This is a genomic window from Sulfitobacter aestuarii, assembly GCF_042685005.1.
Lineage (GTDB): Bacteria > Pseudomonadota > Alphaproteobacteria > Rhodobacterales > Rhodobacteraceae > Sulfitobacter > Sulfitobacter aestuarii.
This window is the reverse complement of sequence record NZ_JBHUMP010000020.1, coordinates 1-18,052: the sequence shown is the minus strand read 5'-3', so window position 1 is coordinate 18,052 and position 18,052 is coordinate 1. Positions and strand designations below refer to the sequence as shown.

Sequence of the window (18,052 nt, the reverse complement as noted above, 5' to 3'; positions counted from 1 at the left end):
GTTCAGGGAGCCGACCATGGCAGAAACAGACCAAGCCAAGCCGACACAGCCGCAGATGCGTGTGCTCGGACAGTTCATCCGCGACATGTCTTTCGAAAACATCATGGCGCAGAAGGGCGCGAGTGCCGACGTGCAGCCGGATGTCCAGGTACAGGTCAATCTCGATGCCAAGAAGCGGAGCGCCGAGAACCAGTACGAAAGCGCGATCAAGCTGAACATCACTTCCAAGGCCAAGGAAGGCGATACGACGCTGTTCCTGCTCGAAGTAGATTATGTCGGCATCTTTCACGTCGAGAACGTACCCGAAGATCAGCTGCACCCTTTCCTGCTGATCGAATGCCCTCGGATGATCTTCCCGTTCCTGCGCCGCGTGGTCAGCGACATCACCCGAGACGGTGGTTTCCCGCCGCTGAACCTCGAAAACATCGACTTCCTGTCACTTTACCGCAACGAGGTCGCGCGCCGACAGGCTGAGAACCCGCCCAAGGCCGACGCCTAAAGCTTGATCCACAGCGCGTCATCGCCGAGTTTGGCAACGAACTCGGCATGCGCTGCCGCCTCTTTGGCGCTGAGACGCGGGGGCAGGGGCACGGAACGTGGTCGGGCGACCCATTCGGTCTCCTGCACACCCGCTTTCGGGCTCTGCCGTGTCGAAAGCGCAAAGTCCGGTTGCCGCCCGCCGATCAACTCTAGATAGACTTCCGCAAGAATTTCGCTGTCGAGCAGCGCGCCATGCAGGGTGCGCGAAGTATTGTCGATGCCAAACCGACGGCACAGCGCGTCGAGCGAGGCCGGCGAGCCGGGGAAGCGCTTCCGGGCGATCGCCAGCGTATCAAGCGCCTGCTCCCAGGGGATCTGAGGCAGTCCCATCCATTTTAGCTCGGCATTGAGAAACTTGATGTCGAAGGCGGCGTTGTGAATGATCAGCTTAGAAGAACCGATAAACCGCAGGAAATCGCGACCGATCTCGGCAAATTTGGGCTTGTCGCGCAGGAAATCATCGCCGAGCCCATGTACCTGAAACGCCTCGTCGGGCATCGAGCGTTCGGGGTTGATATATTGATGATAGGTATTGCCCGTCGCCACATGACCGATCAACTCGACAGCCCCGATCTCGACAATGCGGTCACCGGATTCCGGATCAAACCCGGTAGTTTCGGTATCGAGCACGATTTCACGCATGGGCTATTCTTCTCCTGATATCGCGGATCACATCCTGAACCTGCGCGCGGGCATGCTCAAGCGTATCGGTCTTGATCACATAATCCGAACGGGCGCATTTCTGCTCATTCGGCATCTGTTTGGCGCGTATCGCCTCGAATTGAGCTTCTGTCATGGTACCGCGCGCCAGCACCCGCTCGGCCTGAAGCTCGGGTGGGATGGTGACACAGGCGACGGCATCCATCTCGCGCTCGCCGCCGGTCTCGAAGAGCAGCGGGATGTCGAGCACGGCAATCTCCGCTTTGGCGTTCCGCAGGAATTCTGCGCGATCTTCCGCAACGAGCGGGTGTACCAATGCCTCGATACGGGGCAGGGCCGTCGGATCTTCCGCTATAATCGACTTCAGCGCCGTACGGCAGACCTCACCATCCCGCACAGACTTAGGGAAATGCATCTCGAAGGCCGGGACCGCCGCACCGCCACGGCCATAGAGACGATGGACCGCCGCGTCGGCATCCCAACGAGCACAACCGGCCTCGGCAAACATCGCGCCGGTGGTGGATTTCCCCATGCCGATCGATCCGGTCAGGCCGAGCAGGAACATCAGCTCAGCGCCGCCGCGCGGGTCGCGTCATCCACCTCTGGCCGGGTACCGAACCAGCGCTCGAAAGCCGGAACGGCCTGATGCAACAGCATACCAAGCCCGTCTACCGTAACACAGCCGATCTGATCCGCGGTCTGCAACAGCCGGGTGCGCAACGGTGCATAGACCAGATCTGTAACCGTGGTGTTCGGCGTCAGCCCGTCAAGCGGCACGCGCAATTCGCTGTTGCCGCTCATTCCGAGCGAGGTCGTATTAACGACGAGGTTGGCGTCATCCAGCATGTTGCCCGCTTGGACCCAGTCGAAAACGAAGACCCGGCTGCCGAAGTCCTTGCGCAATTGCTCGGCCCGGATCCTCGTGCGGTTGGACAGGTAGATTTCCGGCACCCCGGCATCCAGCAAAGAGGCTATCACCGCCCGCGCCGCGCCGCCGGCCCCGAGCACCGCCGCCGGACCGGCGGGCGGGTGCCAGTTCGGAGCATTGTTGCGCAAATTCTCAATGAACCCGTAACCATCTGTATTATCGGCGTGAATCTTTCCGTCTGGACGAAAAATCAAAGTGTTGGCCGCGCCGATCAGGGTGGCACGATCGGTGACAAGATCAGCCATTTCGAGCACGGCTTCCTTGTGCGGGATGGTGATATTCACCCCGACGAACCCCATCTTTGGCAGGGTCGCAAGCACCGCGCGCAAATCTTCCGTGGCCACGTCCATGGGAATGTAATGGCCGGCGATTCCGTGGGTCTGCAACCAATGTCGGTGCAGTTGTGGCGATTTTGAATGGGCTATCGGATGGCCGATTACCCCGGCCAGCGGGATCCTATCCGCACTCATGTCGCGATCTCCCCTCGGAGGGCCAAATGATTGAGCAATTCCAGAAGCGGCAGACCCAGCACGTGGAAGTAATCTCCCTCAACGCTGGTGAATAGCCGCACGCCCTCCTCTTCCAGTTTATAGCATCCAACCGCATGACGGATGCTGTCCCAGTTCCGATCAACGTAATCCTGAATATATTCATCCGATACATCGCGCATCCGCAGTCTCACCTGTCCAACATGACGCCAGACCGGCTCGCCGTCCTCGCAGAGCACCGCAGCTGAAAGCAAGAAGTGCTTATCACCGCGCAGGGTTTTTAACTGAGCGACAGCATCTTCCCGGCCGGCGGGTTTGCTCAGCATGGTGCCACGATGATCGAGCACCTGATCGCATCCCAAAACCAGTGTACCGGGATGCTTTTCGCTGACCTTGCGCGCCTTCAGCTCGGCGAGCGTATCGGCAATGTCGCGAGGCTTTGCGTCTTCGCCGAGAAGGGATTGTTTTACGGTTTCTTCATCGATCCGAGGCACCACTATTTGGTGAGGCACGTCGGCCTGTCGGAGGAGTCCAGCGCGGACCTCTGAGCCAGAAGCGAGGATGATCGGAAGCGGCATGTGGATAATCCTGTGTGCGACAGCAAGGTTTCTTCGGGATTGGTTCTGCAGATTATCGCCTTCGGGATCAAGCCTGCTGATTCCGCCAAATTCTCACCCGATTCGAGGCGATTCCATCAGTGATGAGCAAGAACAAGATTGGGTACGGTATGTTTCCTTCCCTCCCAGGTTTATCCTCAGATTCGCCGGCGCGACGTGGAACGGAAAATCGTCTACAAATCATTGAATCATATATAAAATATTTTTTGCACTTACTCATCTCCACATTACGGATGGAAATCTGTGCACCGCGGGATAACTCATCGCAAAACTGGATAATCCACAGAGTTAGCGCGACCTACAAACATCATCATCTTTCTTCTTTCTCTTTTTATATTAAGAAGGATGAAAACCGCGGAGCTGCGCATGTCCGATCTACTCGCCTCGATCTATCCTTGGACCAAGGCGTTCCACATCGTGTCTGTGATCTCCTGGATGGCCGCGCTGTTCTATCTTCCCAGGCTCTACGTACATCATACCGAAGCCATTGGGCTGGAGGGCGAAACCCACCAGCTTTTCACCATGATGGAATACAAGCTCGCGCGTGTAATCATGCGGCCTGCAATGCTCGCAACCTGGTTTTTCGGTGTGGTGCTGGTGTTTACCCCCGGCATCGTCGATTGGTCAGCTATCTGGCCCTGGAGCAAGGCCGCCGCCGTTTTGTGCATGACCGGGTTTCATGGCTGGCTGGTGCAACGAGGCAAGAGCTTCTCATCCGGACGTAATAGCCTGACAGGGCGTCAATATCGCCTGATGAATGAAGTTCCGACGGTGTTGATGATCGTTATCGTCTTTTCGGTAGTGCTCAAATTCTGAGCTGATTGACTCACCGCTGCGCTCTGCCTATATCTGCTTTTGCACCCCGTCCGGGGGAAGCACATTCTGCTCATCCTTCTTTCTCGACCCGCCAGCGCAAGCTGCTGCTGCCGCACAGGATCTTCCATGACCACCGAAACGCTGAACCTCGCCGATCTCAAGGCGCAGACGCCGAAAAACCTGCTCGCCATGGCCGAAGAGCTGGAGATCGAAAACGCCTCGACGATGCGCAAGGGCGAGATGATGTTCCAGATCCTGCGCGAACGCGCGGACGACGGCTGGGAAATCTCCGGGGACGGCGTGCTTGAGGTATTGCAGGACGGTTTCGGGTTTTTGCGCTCGCCCGAGGCCAATTACCTGCCGGGACCGGACGATATCTATGTCTCGCCGGAAATGATCCGCCAGTATTCTCTGCGAACCGGAGATACGATCGAAGGTTTAATCAAGGCGCCGGACGACAGTGAGCGCTACTTTGCGCTCACCGAAGTGACCAAGATCAACTTCGAGCCGCCCGAGAAAGCGCGTCACAAGGTCGCATTCGAAAACCTGACACCGCTCTATCCGGACGAACGTCTGAAAATGGAAGTCGAGGATCCGACGGTCAAGGATCGCTCCGCGCGGGTGATCGACCTCGTGTCGCCCATCGGCAAAGGCCAGCGGTCGCTCATCGTGGCACCGCCGCGAACCGGTAAAACCGTGTTGCTGCAGAACATCGCCAACTCGATCGAGAAGAACCACCCCGAATGCTATCTCATAGTGCTGCTGATCGATGAGCGGCCCGAGGAGGTCACCGACATGCAGCGCAGTGTGAAGGGCGAAGTGGTTTCCTCGACTTTTGACGAGCCGGCCACACGCCACGTTGCGGTTTCCGATATGGTGATCGAGAAAGCCAAACGTCTGGTTGAGCACAAGCGGGACGTGGTGATCCTGCTGGATTCGATTACCCGTCTCGGCCGGGCGTTCAATACCGTCGTACCGTCTTCGGGCAAGGTACTGACCGGCGGTGTGGATGCCAATGCCTTGCAGCGACCGAAGCGGTTTTTCGGTGCGGCCCGCAATATCGAGGAAGGCGGCTCGCTTACCATCATTGCCACCGCGCTGATCGATACCGGCAGCCGGATGGACGAGGTGATCTTTGAAGAATTCAAAGGTACCGGCAACTCGGAAATCGTGCTGGACCGCAAAATCGCCGACAAGCGGGTGTTCCCGGCGATCGATATTCTGAAATCAGGGACCCGCAAGGAAGACCTGCTTGTCGATAAGATCGATCTTCAGAAAACCTTTGTGTTGCGGCGGATCCTGAACCCGATGGGTACGACCGATGCAATAGAATTTTTACTTGGGAAGCTGAAGCAGACCAAGACAAATTCAGATTTCTTCGACTCGATGAATACCTGATAAAGTAATAGATATCAGTGGGTTAGTGTGATGGACACGATCTTTGCCCAGGCAACCGCGCAGGGACGGGCGGGAGTTTCGATCATCCGGCTATCGGGACCGACGGCTTTCGAAATCGCATCGTCCTGCTGTCGCTCGCTGCCAAGCGGGCGACACGCGGGATTGCGTGAGGTGAGGGATCGTGATGGTATGATCCTGGATCAGGGGGTCGTGCTCACCTTTCCCGGACCTGATAGCTTCACCGGCGAAGATGTTGTTGAATTTCAACTGCATGGAAGCATCGCCGTAACTCGGGCCGTACTCGTGCTGCTCTCGACGTATAAAGATGCCCGGCTTGCAGAGCCCGGAGAATTTACCAGACGCGCTTTGGAGAATGGGCGACTCGATCTACCTCAGGTGGAAGGTCTCGCCGATCTTATCGAAGCCGAGACGGAAGCGCAGCGCAAGCAGGCCGCACGTGTACTGGCCGGACGACTGGGGGAGCGCATTGATCAATGGCGTGCTAACCTGATTCGCGCGGCCGCGTTATTGGAGGCGACAATAGATTTCGCCGATGAGGATGTTCCGGTCGACGTGACACCTGAAGTAAGAGGCTTACTAACCGAAGTTTCCGAGAATCTCGCTCACGAGATAAAGGGAACCCTTGTCGCAGAACGGATCCGAACAGGCTTCGAGGTGGCTATCGTCGGAGCGCCGAATGCTGGAAAGTCGACACTTCTCAACGCATTAGCAGGACGCGATGCGGCGATTACATCTTCGATTGCCGGGACTACGCGAGATGTTATTGAAGTTCGAATGGACTTGGGCGGACTTCCGGTCACGCTTTTGGATACCGCCGGCCTGCGCGACAGCGATGATGAAATCGAAACTATCGGTGTTAGCCGGGCAATAGAACGGGCCAGCTCGGCGGATCTCCGTGTCTTCCTCGCCGAGCCGGGCGAAGTGTTGATGTTGAAACCTTCTGCCGAGGACATAGTGATCGCACCCAAAGCCGATCTTCGGTCCGATGACATGCCTGCGGTCTCAGGTAAGTCGGGTCAGGGGATTACTGATCTGATTGCGCTTATTGAAGGTATTCTCTCAAAACGTTGTGCAGATGTAGGATTGGCAACTCATGAGCGGCATCGTGTGTCCATGCAGCGCGCGGCGATTGCACTCAATAACGTGAGCGAAACTCTGGCACTTGGCCCCGATCACTATGATATAGCTGCTGATGAACTACGCTATGCGATTCGCTCTTTAGAAGCGCTTGTGGGTCGCATCGATGTCGAGAACTTGTTAGACGAGATTTTCAGCAGCTTTTGCCTCGGAAAATAATGGAGTGTTTCACGTGAAACATTTTGATGTAATCGTTATCGGCGGCGGGCATGCCGGTGTAGAAGCGGCACATGCCGCTGCGCGCCTTGGCGCGCGAACTGCGCTTGTCACCATGTCCCGCCGTGATATCGGTGTCATGTCCTGTAATCCAGCTATCGGGGGCTTGGGGAAGGGCCATCTGGTGCGCGAGATTGACGCGATGGATGGGTTGATGGGTCGGGTCGCTGACAAAGCCGGGATCCAGTTCAGGCTCCTAAACAGACGCAAGGGACCGGCAGTTCAGGGACCGCGGGCGCAGGCCGACCGACGAATCTACCGCGACGAGATGCTTCGCGAGGTTGAGGCGCAGGAAGATCTTCAGTTGATCGAAGGCGAAGTAATTGACTTTGTCCTGCAAGGCGGCGCGGTAACAGGCGTAAAGGTGCGTGATGTTGGCGAGATTGTTGGTACATCGGTTGTTCTGACGACGGGTACGTTTCTTAGGGGAACGATACATATCGGCGATGTGTCGAAAACAGGTGGCCGCATAGGAGATCGTGCGTCTGTTGCTCTGGCGGAACGGATCGACTCATTTAAACTCGCTATGGGGCGGCTGAAGACAGGTACTCCGCCAAGGTTGGATGGTCGGACAATCGATTGGTCCGTGCTTGACGAACAGCCGGGCGACGAGACACCGGTATTATTTTCGTTCCTGTCGAATGAGGCTCCTGCCCAACAGGTCAACTGTGGCATCACTCATACCAACGCGAAGACTCACGATATCATACGGGAAAACCTTTCGAAATCGGCCATGTATGGTGGTCAAATTGATGGAGTTGGGCCAAGATACTGCCCGTCAATCGAAGACAAGGTCGTACGCTTCGCGGACAAGGAATCCCATCAGGTTTTTCTCGAGCCTGAAGGCATTGATGACCATACTATATATCCGAACGGAATCTCCACATCACTGCCTGAAGACGTACAGCTTGAATATGTGAGAACGATGAAAGGATTGGAAAAAGCAGAGATTCTGCAACCTGGATATGCCATTGAATACGATTATGTAGATCCCAGGGCACTGGATTCCGCATTGCGCGTCAATTCGGTGCCAGGTCTATTTTTCGCAGGACAAATCAATGGAACGACCGGTTATGAAGAGGCTGCAGCCCAAGGACTGGTTGCTGGTTTGAATGCTGCACTGGTAGCGCAGGGTAGTGAAGCGTTCACATTCAGTCGGGCTGATTCCTATATCGGTGTTATGATCGATGACCTCACGACCCGTGGGGTGAGTGAACCTTATCGGATGTTTACATCACGCGCAGAGTTCAGGTTATCTCTCCGCGCCGACAATGCGGACCAGCGCCTGACGCCCGTTGCAATCTCATTGGGATGCGTATCCAAAACTCGTGTTGCCGCCTTCGAAAAGAAGCATGCCGATATCCGTGCGGCTAAGGACCGACTATCTGCCACGATAGTTTCGCCTAAACAGGCGCAGCAGGCCGGTATCGTAATCAATCAGGATGGTGAGAAGCGATCTCTTTTTCAGCTGCTATCGTTCCCGAATGTATGCTATGAAGATCTCCTGCCATTAGACACCGACTTAGTGCAGGTCCGCGAGCCAATTCGGCGACAAATCGAGAAGGATGCTCTATATTCAAACTACATCGCACGGCAAGAAAAAGATGTAGCCTTGCTTCGGAAGGACGAGGGACATCGCATCCCTGAGCAGTTCGACTATCAAACCCTCGAAGGTCTGTCGAATGAGTTGAAGCACAAACTCATCAAGGCCCGTCCTGAGACCATTGCGCAGGCAGGGCGTATTGACGGGATCACACCTTCCGCGCTTACGCTGTTATTAGCGCGGTTGAAGCGTGATGAGCAGCGAAAAATTGCATGACCAATATCTTCGGTTCGAATGTTTCACGTGAAACATCGGAAAAGCTCCTTGCTTTCGGTGAGCTTGTTCGAAAGTGGACATCAAAAGTTAACCTGATATCAAAGGCAAGCGTTCCGGAGCTGATGGACCGCCATATCCGTGATTCGATGCAATTGTTCTATCACGCACCGTCTGGCGGACATTGGGCGGATATAGGAAGCGGCGGTGGGTTTCCAGGCATTGTCATCGCTATTCTGTCCACTGAATCGGAACCAGAGCGGCGAATGACATTGGTTGAAAGCGACCAGAAAAAGTCGGCGTTTCTTCGCACTGCGATTAGAGAATTGGGGTTGTCCGCCAATGTGATCACCGCGCGTATCGAGGAAATTGAACCTTTGAAGGTCGATATCCTGTCGGCCCGGGCATTAGCCGGACTGGACAGCTTGCTGGAATTTACCGAGAGACATCTCGCTCAAGACGGTGTCGCATTGTTCCTAAAGGGCGAAAGATGGCGCGAAGAGCATATGAAGGCACAGCTGCGCTGGCATTATGATCTTGAAGTGGTTAAGAGTGAGACAAACGACGCTGCCGCGGTGTTGAAGATCAAGGAACTTGTACGTGTCTGACTCGTTGCGCCCGGCGGGCCCGAAAATCATCGCTGTCACCAACCAAAAAGGCGGTGTCGGGAAGACCACGACAGCCATCAATCTCGCCGCAGCCTTGGTAGAACAGGGGAAGCGTGTTCTTTTGGTCGATCTCGACCCCCAGGGAAACGCTTCAACTGGCCTCGGTATTGAGATTGGAGATAGGGAAAATACCACCTACGAACTACTGCTCGATGAGGCTGAGCTCGATGAGGTTATTCTTCCGACCGCGCAGGACGGCCTCTTCATCGTTCCCGCGACCGTCGATCTGAGTTCGGCTGATATCGAGCTGTTCTCCAATGAAAAGCGCAGCTTCCTACTACATGATGCGTTGCGTCAGGAAAATATAACCACATTTGCGCTTGATTATATCTTGATCGATTGCCCGCCTTCGCTCAATCTGCTTACCGTCAATGCGATGATTGCCAGCCATTCCGTACTGGTACCGTTGCAGAGCGAGTTCTTCGCTCTGGAAGGCTTGTCGCAGCTGATGCTGACTATCCGGGAGGTACGGCAAAGCGGCAACAAGGATCTTCGGATCGAAGGGGTTTTACTTACGATGTACGATCGTCGTAATAATCTTTCTCAACAGGTTGAACAGGATGCCAGAGCCACCCTGGGCGACGTTGTCTTCAAAACCATGATTCCGCGCAACGTACGGGTGAGCGAAGCGCCCAGTTTTGCAGTGCCGGTTTTGAGCTACGATACGATGTCCAAGGGAGCGCAGGCCTATCGCGCGCTAGCAAGTGAAATCCTGGCGAATAACAAACATGAGAGCGGGGCAGTATGACTGAAAAACAGGAAAGAAAACGTGGTTTGGGGCGAGGATTGTCAGCACTTATGGCAGATGTAGCGGAAACGGAAAGTAAAGCGGCTCGTGGTCCGGCGGCTGCGGAGCAATTTGTTCCGATTGAGCGTATCTCTCCCAATCCGGAGCAACCCCGGAAGCGGTTCGAGCAGGGGGACCTCGATGATCTCGCTGCGTCAATCCGAGAGAAAGGCGTTATTCAGCCACTGATCGTCCGTGCACGTGACGACGGGACGTTCGAAATCGTTGCCGGCGAACGCCGATGGCGTGCTTCGCAGATGGCCAAGTTGCACGAGCTGCCTGTCATTGTACGGTCTTTTACCGATGTCGAGGTGCTCGAGGTCGCGATTATCGAGAATATACAACGTGCCGATCTCAACTCGATTGAGGAAGCGGCCGGCTATCGCCAGTTGATGGATCGCTTTGGTCATACGCAAGAAAAGATGGCGGAGGCGCTCGGGAAAAGCCGCAGTCATATTGCCAACTTGTTACGGCTGCTGAACCTTCCGGAGCCCGTATTGGAGATGGTGCGCGGTGGTGAGCTGAGCGCCGGTCACGCACGTGCGCTTATCCCATCGAAGGATCCTTACCGCCTGGCTCAGCAGATCGTCAAAGGAGGTCTCTCAGTCCGTACCGCCGAAGCCTTGGTCAAAAAGGAGCAGGCTGGCCCCGATGCGCGCGTCCGTCAAAACAATCGAGTTAACGGCGAGGAGAAGGATGCAGATACAAAGGCGTTGGAAGGCGATCTCTCGGCCAATCTCGGGATGAAGGTGTTGTTGAACCACAAACCAGGTCAGGAAACCGGACAGATGGTCTTGCACTATACGTCGCTTGATCAACTTGATGAGCTTTGCCGCAAGCTTGGCGGTCATTGATCCGTGAGCAGATCCTTCAGCACGGCGTTTAGAAGCATAATGCCTTGATCCGTCACGGATAATATTGACCCGTGGAGATCGATCATGCCGATATTGCGCAGGTGGTCGATCTTTGTCGCTTCTATGGGGGATCCGGCGATCCGGGCATAGCGGTCAAGGTCGATACCTTCCTTCAGTCGCAGGCCCATCATCACGTATTCGCTTGCCTGTTCTGCGGGGCCGAGTGACTGACGCGGCTTTTCAGCATCGGCATCGGCCGCACCGGTGAGCCAGCGGTTGGGATTGGAATAGCATTCGGTGGCCCATTTCTGACCGCCGAGTGTCAGCCGACCATGCGCCCCCGGGCCGATACCGATGTAATCGCCGTAGCGCCAGTAGATCAGATTATGCCGGGATTGCGCGTTGTCCCGTGCATGGTTGGAGACCTCATAGGCCGGCATGCCCATCTCGCCGCAAATGTCTTGGGTGAGGCTGTACATGTCGGCGCCGAGGTCTTCGTCGGGCAAGCCCCGCAGTTTGCCACGGTTATAGCGGTCACCGAATGCGGTACCTTGCTCGACAGTGAGTTGGTAGAGGGAAATATGGTCGATCGCGAGGCTGAGAGCTTGTTTGAGCTCGTCGTTCCAATCCTGCAATGTCTGATCTTGGCGGCCGTAGATCAGATCAAAACTCACCCGGTCGAAGGCGTTGCGCGCAATATCGAACGCTGCTAAGGCCTCCTTAGCCGAATGAATACGCCCCAAGCGGCGCAGATCTGAGTCGTTGAGCGCCTGTATACCCATTGAAACACGGCTGATGCCGGCCTGTCGATAGGCCGCAAAGCGTCCAGCCTCGACCGATCCGGGGTTCGCTTCCAGGGTGAGTTCGAGATCGTTGGCTATCGGCCACAGACGTTTGATCGCATCTATGATATCCGCAACAATTTGCGGATCCATCAGACTGGGGGTGCCGCCGCCGAAAAAGACCGCGTTAAGGACGCGGCCGGGCGCCTCGCCTGCCGCGCGGTTCAGCTCGCCGAGATAGGCGTCCCGCCAGGCCTTTTGATCAATTTGTCGGCTTACATGACTGTTGAAGTCGCAATAGGGGCATTTTGCCTCGCAAAACGGCCAATGGATATAGAGGCCGAAACCGCCCTGTTGCCAATCTTCAGTCAAAGCATCCTGCTATCAATTGGGCAAAAGCCTTCGATCGATGGCTAATGGCGTTTTTCTGTTCGGAGTTCATCTCGGCGAAGGTGCTATTGTATCCGTCGGGTTGAAACATCGGATCATAGCCATGACCGAGGGCGCCGCGCACCGGCCAGACGAGCGTTCCGTTGACCGTGCCAACGAAGACCTCGTCATGTCCATCGGGCCATGCAAGCACCAACGTCGCGCAGAACCGGGCGCGGCGGGGATGTGCCGCATTTTTTGCTTCCAGCAGATCATGGGTCTTCGTCATCGCCATGACAAAATCCCGGCCATTCCCGGTCTCGGCCCAATCGGCAGTATAGACACCGGGCGCATTGTCCAGCGCTTCGACCTCTATGCCTGAATCATCGGAGAGGGCGGGCAGGCCAGTCGCCTTTGCCGCCGCATGTGCCTTGATCCGGGCGTTGCCCACGAAGGTGTTTTCCGTTTCCTCCGGCTCAGGTAGCTTCATCTCCGCAGCGCCAATCACCTGCACGCCAAGCGGCGCGAATAATTGGCCCATCTCTTCGAGCTTGCCCGCATTATGGGTCGCGATCAGAATGCGCGTGCCGGTGAACCTTCTTGTCATGCCGTGACAGCCTTTTGTATCTCAACCAATTTCGAGACGCCTTTCTCGGCAAGGTCCATCAGGTTGTTCATCTGTTCGCGACTATAGGTAGAGCCTTCGGCGCTCATTTGCACCTCGATCAGGCGACGCGACCCCGTCATGATAAAATTGCCGTCGACGCCGGCCTCGGAATCTTCCGGATAATCGAGATCGAGCACGGGTTGACCGGCATAGATACCGCAGCTCACAGCGGCCACCGGATCTACCAGCGGATCGCTGATCACGTCACCGGCCTTCATCAGCCTGTTGACCGCAAGCCGCAGCGCGATCCAGCCCCCGGTGATCGACGCGCAGCGGGTGCCGCCATCGGCCTGCAGGACATCGCAATCGACGGTGATCTGCCGCTCGCCCAGGGCGACCCGGTCCACACCAGCGCGCAGCGAACGGCCGATCAGGCGCTGGATCTCGACGGTGCGTCCGCCCTGCTTGCCGGAAGCGGCTTCGCGCCGCATGCGGGTATTGGTTGCACGGGGCAGCATACCATATTCTGCCGTCACCCAACCGAGACCGGAACCCTTGATGAAAGGCGGTACCCGGTCCTCGATCGTGGCAGTGCAAAGCACATGTGTGTCGCCGACCTTGATCAGCGCCGAGCCCTCGGCATGTTTGGTGAAGCCGACTTCTACGGAGACGGGACGCATTTCATCGAGTTTTCGGCCGGAAGGGCGCATGGTCTATCCTTTTTGATGTTGTCGGGGGATACCGCCGCTGCCCTGCGTGATGCAAGCCCGATTGACGTTTGGGCCCCGGACACCTTTATTGGACCGTGAGTAAGGGGCACCGATGAACGAGACGTCAAAACTGTTGCAGGATATGAACGACCGCTCCCGCGAGGTGTTTCGCCGGGTGGTGGAGGGGTATTTGGCAAAGGGCGACCCGGTCGGCTCCCGGTCGTTGACCCGCGACTTCAGTGAAAAGGTAAGCGCCGCGACGATCCGGAACGTCATGCAGGATCTCGAATATATGGGCCTGCTCGGCTCTCCGCATGTCAGCGCCGGCCGGATCCCGACACAAATGGGGCTGCGGATGTTCGTCGACGGGATGATCGAGATCGGCGATCCTTCGGAGCCGGACCGCGAGAAGATCGACGCGACGCTCGGCGCGGATGCCTCTGATGTCACAGGCCTGCTCGACCGGGTCGGCTCGGCTCTGTCTGGCGTCACCCATGGTGCTTCGCTGGTGCTGACGCCCAAGCACGAAGCGCCGATCAAGCATATCGAATTTGTCTCCCTGTCTCAGGATCGCGCCCTGGTGGTACTTGTGTTTTCGGACGGTCATGTCGAAAACCGCCTGTTTACCCCGCCGCCGGGACAGACCCCAAGTTCGATGCGCGAGGCAGCCAATTTTCTCAACGCTCTGGTCGAAGGCAAAACGATCGGTGAATTGCAGCGGAGCATCGCCCAACAGATAAGGCAGCGACGACAGGAGATCGACCGGCTGGCACAGGAGCTCGTGGAGAGCGGATTGGCACTCTGGGACAGCGATACGGAGAATACCGAGAGGTTGATCGTACGCGGCCGTGCGAACTTGCTGGAAAGCGAGGCTGAAGCCGAAGATCTGGAGCGTATCCGCTCGCTGTTCGACGATCTCGAGCGTAAGCGGGATATTGCCGAATTCCTCGAATTGGCCGAAGGCGGCGACGGTGTGCGCATTTTTATCGGCTCAGAGAACAAACTTTTCTCACTTTCGGGTTCATCTTTGGTGGTTTCCCCTTATATGAACGCGGATCGCAAGGTCATCGGCGCGGTCGGCGTCATTGGCCCGACGCGTTTGAATTATGGACGTATCGTGCCGATCGTGAACTACACGGCACAGCTGGTTGGAAAGATGATTTCCAACCAGAAATAGAGGTGTGAAAAATGGCAGAGCCCAAGGAAAACGATTTTCTCGACGATATCGACGAGGCCCAGGCAGACGAATATGCCGAGGAGATGGCCGAGATCGATGAAGAAGCGCTCGAGGTGGAGCAGCTGCGCGCCGAACGGGACCAGCTGCGCGACCGTTTCATGCGCGCCCTGGCGGATGCGGAGAATGCCCGCAAGCGCTCCGAGAAAGATCGGCGCGAGGCAGAGAATTATGGTGGCTCCAAGCTCGCCCGCGACATGCTGCCAGTCTATGACAACATGAAACGCGCGCTCGAGGCAGCGACCGGCGAGCAGCGCGAGCATTCTGCCGCACTGCTCGAAGGGGTCGAATTGACGATGCGAGAGCTGCTCAGCGTTTTCAAGAAACACGGTATCGAGATCATTGCACCTGAAGTCGGTGACCGGTTCGATCCGCAGCATCATCAGGCGATGTTCGAGGCGCCGGTGCCCGACACCAAGACCGGCGATATCATCCAGGTCGCTTCCGAAGGTTTCATGCTCCACGATCGACTGCTGCGCCCCGCACAGGTCGGCGTGTCGTCCACACCGGCGAGCTGATCGGAAGAACTTCCAGAAAAGTCGCGCTGTTTCGCGCTGACGAGAAAAAAGAGGCGGTCAGGCTCTGGCCGCCTCTTTCAGTTTGTAGAGCATTTCGAGCGCTTCGCGGGGGGTAAGCTCGTCCGGGATTATCTTTTCCAACAACGTCTCTGCCGCAGAGGGTTTTGCCGGGGCCGTCGGCATGGGTGGCGGGGCGGCCGAGAACAGCGGCAGATCGTCGATCAACGTTTTCTGGGTCGCCCCGCCTTCGCGCTCACCCTGTTCCAGCGCTTCCAGCACGATACGGGCCCGCGCAATCACCGGCGCCGGCAGGCCGGCAAGCTGCGCCACCTGAACTCCATAGGAGCGGTCCGCTGCACCTTTGCGCACCTCGTGCAGAAACACCACGTCACCTTCCCATTCCTTCACGGCGACGGTTGCGTTCTCGACGCCCGGCAACTTGCCGGCGAGGGCGGTCATTTCGTGATAATGTGTGGCAAAGAGTGCGCGGGCGCGATTGACGTCGTGGAGATGTTCGAGCGTCGCCCAGGCGATGCTGAGCCCATCATAGGTCGCGGTTCCCCGGCCGATTTCATCGAGGATGATCAGCGCTCGGTCATCGGCCTGATTGAGTATCGCTGCCGTTTCGACCATTTCCACCATGAAGGTAGAACGCCCGCGCGCGAGATCGTCCGAAGCGCCGACACGACTGAACAACTGGCTGACAGCACCGATATGGGCGGATTCTGCTGGTACGAAACTGCCGATCTGGGCCATCAGCGCAATCAGCGCATTTTGCCGCAGAAAGGTTGACTTACCGGCCATGTTCGGCCCGGTAAGAAGCCAGACGCTAGCGGCATCCTCTGAGGCGCTGAGGTCGCAATCATTTGCGATGAATGGCGTGCCGGAGTTCTGTGTAAGGGCCGCCTCGACAACCGGGTGGCGCCCGCCAACAATCTTGAAAGCCCGGCTGGTGTCGACCTTCGGCATGACCCAGTTCTGTTCCTTCGCCAGATGTGCCAGTGCCGCGGCCAGATCGATCTCTGCCATTCCGGCCGAGGTAACACCGATCTCAGCCGCGCTTTCGAGTATCGTGGTTTTCAGATTTTCATAGAGGCGTTTCTCGATTTCCAGCGCGAGGTTTCCTGCGTTGAGGATACGGGTTTCCATCTCGGAAAGTTCGACGGTGGTGAACCGAAGCTGATTGGCGGTGGTCTGGCGATGGATGAAACGCTCGGAAAGCGGCGGCGACAGCATCTTGTCGCCATGGGTTGCCGTAACCTCGATGAAATAGCCGAGCACGTTATTATGCTTGATCTTGAGTGACGAAATGCCCGTATCTGAGACGAAATCCTGCTGCATCCGCGCGATCACACCGCGGCCTTCGTCGCGCAGCTGGCGTGCTTCATCGAGCTCGGCATCATAACCGGGAGCAATGAAGCCGCCATCGCGCAGCATCAGCGGCGGCTCGGCGACGAGCGCCTGATCAAGTAGGTCGATCAGGCTTTGATGCACCGCAAGGCCGGCCCTTGCCTCTCTCAGCAGGCTCGGCATCTCCGGATTATCGAGGGTTACTGAGATGTGTTCAGCCTGGATCAACCCGTCGCGCAGCGCCGCCAGATCTCGCGGCCCGCCGCGGTCGAGCGACAGGCGTGACAGGGCACGGTCCAGATCGGGCACATTACGCAGCAGGTCACGGATCGTTTCGGTCCGGCGCTGGTTTTCGATGGCGTGGGCGACGGCCTGCAGGCGGCTCTGAATAGTCTCTATTACACGCGATGGGCTGGAAATACGCCGCTCGAGCAGCCGCGCCCCGGCGGCGGTTACCGTGCGATCCATCACTGAGAGCAGCGAGCCTGCGCGACCTCCGTTGAGCCCGTGCGTCAATTCGAGATTTCGCCTTGTCGCGGCGTCGATCTGCACATTGCGCGCTTCCGCTTCACGCTGCGGCGGTTTCAGGAGGGGCAGGCGGCCTTTCTGGGTAATTTCCAGATAGTCGATAAGCGCCCCCATCGCCGAGACCTCGGCACGGGTGAAACTGCCGAAAGCCTCCAGCGTCCCGACCTTGTAAATATCGCAGATCCGCTTTTCGGCAGCGCTGCTGTCAAAGGCAGAGCGTGCAAGCCCGGTGAGGGCGAGGCCGAAATCGGAGACGATATCGAAGAGTTCGCGCTCCTTGGCCTCCGAAACGATCAACTCCGAGGGCGCGAGACGCGCCAGTTCCGGGGCCAGACGGACGGTCGGCAAGGGCATCACATGGAACGCCCCGGTGGAAATATCCACCCAGGCCAGTGCAGAAGCGTCACGCACCTCGACAAAGGCGGCCAGGTAATTGTGCCGCCGTGCTTCTAGAAGGGCCTCTTCGGTCAGGGTGCCGGGCGTGACCAGCCGCACCACGTCGCGTTTCACCACCGCCTTGTAGCCGCGCTTCTTGGCTTCGGCGGGGCTTTCCATCTGCTCACAGACCGCAACGCGAAAACCCTTGCGGATCAGTGTCAGAAGATAACCTTCGGCGGCATGAACCGGCACGCCGCACATCGGGATATCCGCTCCGTCATGCTTGCCCCTTTTGGTAAGCGCGATATCGAGCGCTTCGGCAGCCGCCACGGCGTCCTCGAAGAACATCTCATAAAAATCGCCCATCCGGTAGAATAACAATGCCTCCCGATAGGAGGCTTTCAACTCAAGATATTGCGCCATCATCGGCGTTACTTTGTCCTGGCTCACCGGTACCCCCTGTCGTTGCCTGTCTCTACAAAACCATGCGCACCAGTTAAAGAGCCGACGCCGCCGGGCCCGCTGTCTGAAAGCGGCGCCTGTCGATTGATTGGTAAGCGGTCGCGGGATAGCACTGTCGGTTCAGCTTGACGTCCTGAAGTTCCACGGCAGCAGATCGTCGATGCGGCT

Annotated in this window: 18 protein-coding genes; 10 read left to right on the top strand and 8 right to left on the bottom strand. The window is 57.3% G+C overall.

The genetic code is table 11. The features are described from left to right. Positions 1–16 precede the first annotated feature (16 nt). Positions 17–499, top strand: coding sequence for a protein-export chaperone SecB (gene secB, locus ACFSUD_RS16900; RefSeq protein WP_386375683.1), 483 nt, complete (start codon positions 17–19; stop codon positions 497–499). On the opposite strand, the gene dnaQ is transcribed toward secB, so the two are convergent. Genes dnaQ through ACFSUD_RS16880 form a run of 4 tightly spaced genes read right to left on the bottom strand, consistent with a single transcriptional unit; the run spans position 496 to position 3,194 of the window. Next, entirely contained in the window at positions 496–1,182 is a 687-nt protein-coding gene (gene dnaQ, locus ACFSUD_RS16895; protein WP_386375682.1) for a DNA polymerase III subunit epsilon, read from the bottom strand. The genes secB and dnaQ overlap by 4 nt on opposite strands. After that, complete coding sequence (coaE, locus tag ACFSUD_RS16890; protein ID WP_386375681.1) at positions 1,175–1,765, bottom strand: dephospho-CoA kinase; 591 nt, start codon at positions 1,763–1,765, stop codon at positions 1,175–1,177. Before coaE ends, dnaQ begins: the two co-directional genes overlap by 8 nt. Then, a complete protein-coding gene (locus ACFSUD_RS16885) occupies positions 1,765–2,598 on the bottom strand; it encodes a shikimate dehydrogenase (protein WP_386375680.1) in 834 nt (277 codons plus the stop codon). Before ACFSUD_RS16885 ends, coaE begins: the two co-directional genes overlap by 1 nt. Further along, entirely contained in the window at positions 2,595–3,194 is a 600-nt protein-coding gene (locus ACFSUD_RS16880) for a Maf family protein (protein WP_386375679.1), read from the bottom strand. The genes ACFSUD_RS16885 and ACFSUD_RS16880 overlap by 4 nt, the downstream gene beginning before the upstream one ends. Before the next feature lie 405 nt (positions 3,195–3,599). On the opposite strand from ACFSUD_RS16880, the gene ACFSUD_RS16875 reads away from it, so the two are divergent. The 7 genes from ACFSUD_RS16875 to ACFSUD_RS16845 all read left to right on the top strand — a co-directional run bounded on the left by ACFSUD_RS16875 (position 3,600) and on the right by ACFSUD_RS16845 (position 10,946). Next, positions 3,600–4,049 (top strand): CopD family protein, encoded by a 450-nt coding sequence (locus ACFSUD_RS16875; RefSeq protein ID WP_386375678.1) that lies wholly within the window; start codon positions 3,600–3,602, stop codon positions 4,047–4,049. Between the two features lie 126 nt (positions 4,050–4,175). Beyond that, entirely contained in the window at positions 4,176–5,447 is a 1,272-nt protein-coding gene (gene rho, locus ACFSUD_RS16870) for a transcription termination factor Rho (RefSeq protein ID WP_386375712.1), read from the top strand. A 30-nt stretch (positions 5,448–5,477) separates the two neighbouring features. Beyond that, the gene (gene mnmE, locus ACFSUD_RS16865; protein ID WP_386375677.1) at positions 5,478–6,764 is read left to right on the top strand and encodes a tRNA uridine-5-carboxymethylaminomethyl(34) synthesis GTPase MnmE; all 1,287 of its coding nucleotides are present in this window, start codon (positions 5,478–5,480) and stop codon (positions 6,762–6,764) included. 4 nt (positions 6,765–6,768) lie between these two features. Continuing rightward, a complete protein-coding gene (gene mnmG / locus ACFSUD_RS16860; RefSeq protein WP_386375676.1) occupies positions 6,769–8,640 on the top strand; it encodes a tRNA uridine-5-carboxymethylaminomethyl(34) synthesis enzyme MnmG in 1,872 nt (623 codons plus the stop codon). Beyond that, positions 8,637–9,245 carry a 16S rRNA (guanine(527)-N(7))-methyltransferase RsmG gene (gene rsmG, locus ACFSUD_RS16855; protein ID WP_386375675.1) on the top strand — a complete coding sequence of 203 codons (609 nt, stop codon included), beginning with the start codon at positions 8,637–8,639 and terminating at the stop codon, positions 9,243–9,245. The genes mnmG and rsmG overlap by 4 nt, the downstream gene beginning before the upstream one ends. Next, complete coding sequence (locus tag ACFSUD_RS16850) at positions 9,238–10,053, top strand: ParA family protein (RefSeq protein ID WP_386375674.1); 816 nt, start codon at positions 9,238–9,240, stop codon at positions 10,051–10,053. The genes rsmG and ACFSUD_RS16850 overlap by 8 nt, the downstream gene beginning before the upstream one ends. Further along, positions 10,050–10,946 (top strand): ParB/RepB/Spo0J family partition protein, encoded by an 897-nt coding sequence (locus tag ACFSUD_RS16845; protein WP_386375673.1) that lies wholly within the window; start codon positions 10,050–10,052, stop codon positions 10,944–10,946. Before ACFSUD_RS16850 ends, ACFSUD_RS16845 begins: the two co-directional genes overlap by 4 nt. Here ACFSUD_RS16845 and hemW read toward each other — a convergent pair. Genes hemW through rph form a run of 3 tightly spaced genes read right to left on the bottom strand, consistent with a single transcriptional unit; the run spans position 10,940 to position 13,414 of the window. Beyond that, complete coding sequence (hemW, locus tag ACFSUD_RS16840) at positions 10,940–12,100, bottom strand: radical SAM family heme chaperone HemW (RefSeq protein WP_386375672.1); 1,161 nt, start codon at positions 12,098–12,100, stop codon at positions 10,940–10,942. The two genes, ACFSUD_RS16845 and hemW, sit on opposite strands and share 7 nt — an antisense overlap. Next, positions 12,093–12,704 (bottom strand): RdgB/HAM1 family non-canonical purine NTP pyrophosphatase, encoded by a 612-nt coding sequence (gene rdgB, locus ACFSUD_RS16835; protein ID WP_386375671.1) that lies wholly within the window; start codon positions 12,702–12,704, stop codon positions 12,093–12,095. Before rdgB ends, hemW begins: the two co-directional genes overlap by 8 nt. Beyond that, positions 12,701–13,414 carry a ribonuclease PH gene (rph, locus tag ACFSUD_RS16830; protein ID WP_386375670.1) on the bottom strand — a complete coding sequence of 238 codons (714 nt, stop codon included), beginning with the start codon at positions 13,412–13,414 and terminating at the stop codon, positions 12,701–12,703. The genes rdgB and rph overlap by 4 nt, the downstream gene beginning before the upstream one ends. Positions 13,415–13,526: 112 nt before the next feature. Between rph and hrcA the strand changes: the two genes are divergently transcribed. Then, a complete protein-coding gene (hrcA, locus tag ACFSUD_RS16825) occupies positions 13,527–14,591 on the top strand; it encodes a heat-inducible transcriptional repressor HrcA (RefSeq protein ID WP_386375669.1) in 1,065 nt (354 codons plus the stop codon). 11 nt (positions 14,592–14,602) lie between these two features. Continuing rightward, positions 14,603–15,166, top strand: a complete 564-nt coding sequence (locus ACFSUD_RS16820; RefSeq protein WP_386375668.1) for a nucleotide exchange factor GrpE — start codon at positions 14,603–14,605, stop codon at positions 15,164–15,166. A gap of 57 nt (positions 15,167–15,223) precedes the next feature. Here ACFSUD_RS16820 and mutS read toward each other — a convergent pair whose 3' ends face one another. Beyond that, positions 15,224–17,848, bottom strand: coding sequence for a DNA mismatch repair protein MutS (gene mutS / locus ACFSUD_RS16815; protein WP_386375711.1), 2,625 nt, complete (start codon positions 17,846–17,848; stop codon positions 15,224–15,226). Between the last annotated feature and the right edge of the window lie 204 nt (positions 17,849–18,052).

Excerpts from the sequence above, each read along its gene's own strand:
- secB (WP_386375683.1), top strand. The coding sequence starts at position 17 with ATGGCAGAAACAGACCAAGCCAAGCCGACACAGCCGCAGATGCGTGTG.
- dnaQ (WP_386375682.1), bottom strand. The coding sequence starts at position 1,182 with ATGCGTGAAATCGTGCTCGATACCGAAACTACCGGGTTTGATCCGGAA.
- coaE (WP_386375681.1), bottom strand. The coding sequence starts at position 1,765 with ATGTTCCTGCTCGGCCTGACCGGATCGATCGGCATGGGGAAATCCACC.
- ACFSUD_RS16885 (WP_386375680.1), bottom strand. The coding sequence starts at position 2,598 with ATGAGTGCGGATAGGATCCCGCTGGCCGGGGTAATCGGCCATCCGATA.
- ACFSUD_RS16880 (WP_386375679.1), bottom strand. The coding sequence starts at position 3,194 with ATGCCGCTTCCGATCATCCTCGCTTCTGGCTCAGAGGTCCGCGCTGGA.
- ACFSUD_RS16875 (WP_386375678.1), top strand. The coding sequence starts at position 3,600 with ATGTCCGATCTACTCGCCTCGATCTATCCTTGGACCAAGGCGTTCCAC.
- rho (WP_386375712.1), top strand. The coding sequence starts at position 4,176 with ATGACCACCGAAACGCTGAACCTCGCCGATCTCAAGGCGCAGACGCCG.
- mnmE (WP_386375677.1), top strand. The coding sequence starts at position 5,478 with ATGGACACGATCTTTGCCCAGGCAACCGCGCAGGGACGGGCGGGAGTT.
- rsmG (WP_386375675.1), top strand. The coding sequence starts at position 8,637 with ATGACCAATATCTTCGGTTCGAATGTTTCACGTGAAACATCGGAAAAG.
- ACFSUD_RS16845 (WP_386375673.1), top strand. The coding sequence starts at position 10,050 with ATGACTGAAAAACAGGAAAGAAAACGTGGTTTGGGGCGAGGATTGTCA.
- rdgB (WP_386375671.1), bottom strand. The coding sequence starts at position 12,704 with ATGACAAGAAGGTTCACCGGCACGCGCATTCTGATCGCGACCCATAAT.
- rph (WP_386375670.1), bottom strand. The coding sequence starts at position 13,414 with ATGCGCCCTTCCGGCCGAAAACTCGATGAAATGCGTCCCGTCTCCGTA.
- hrcA (WP_386375669.1), top strand. The coding sequence starts at position 13,527 with ATGAACGAGACGTCAAAACTGTTGCAGGATATGAACGACCGCTCCCGC.
- ACFSUD_RS16820 (WP_386375668.1), top strand. The coding sequence starts at position 14,603 with ATGGCAGAGCCCAAGGAAAACGATTTTCTCGACGATATCGACGAGGCC.
- mutS (WP_386375711.1), bottom strand. The coding sequence starts at position 17,848 with ATGATGGCGCAATATCTTGAGTTGAAAGCCTCCTATCGGGAGGCATTG.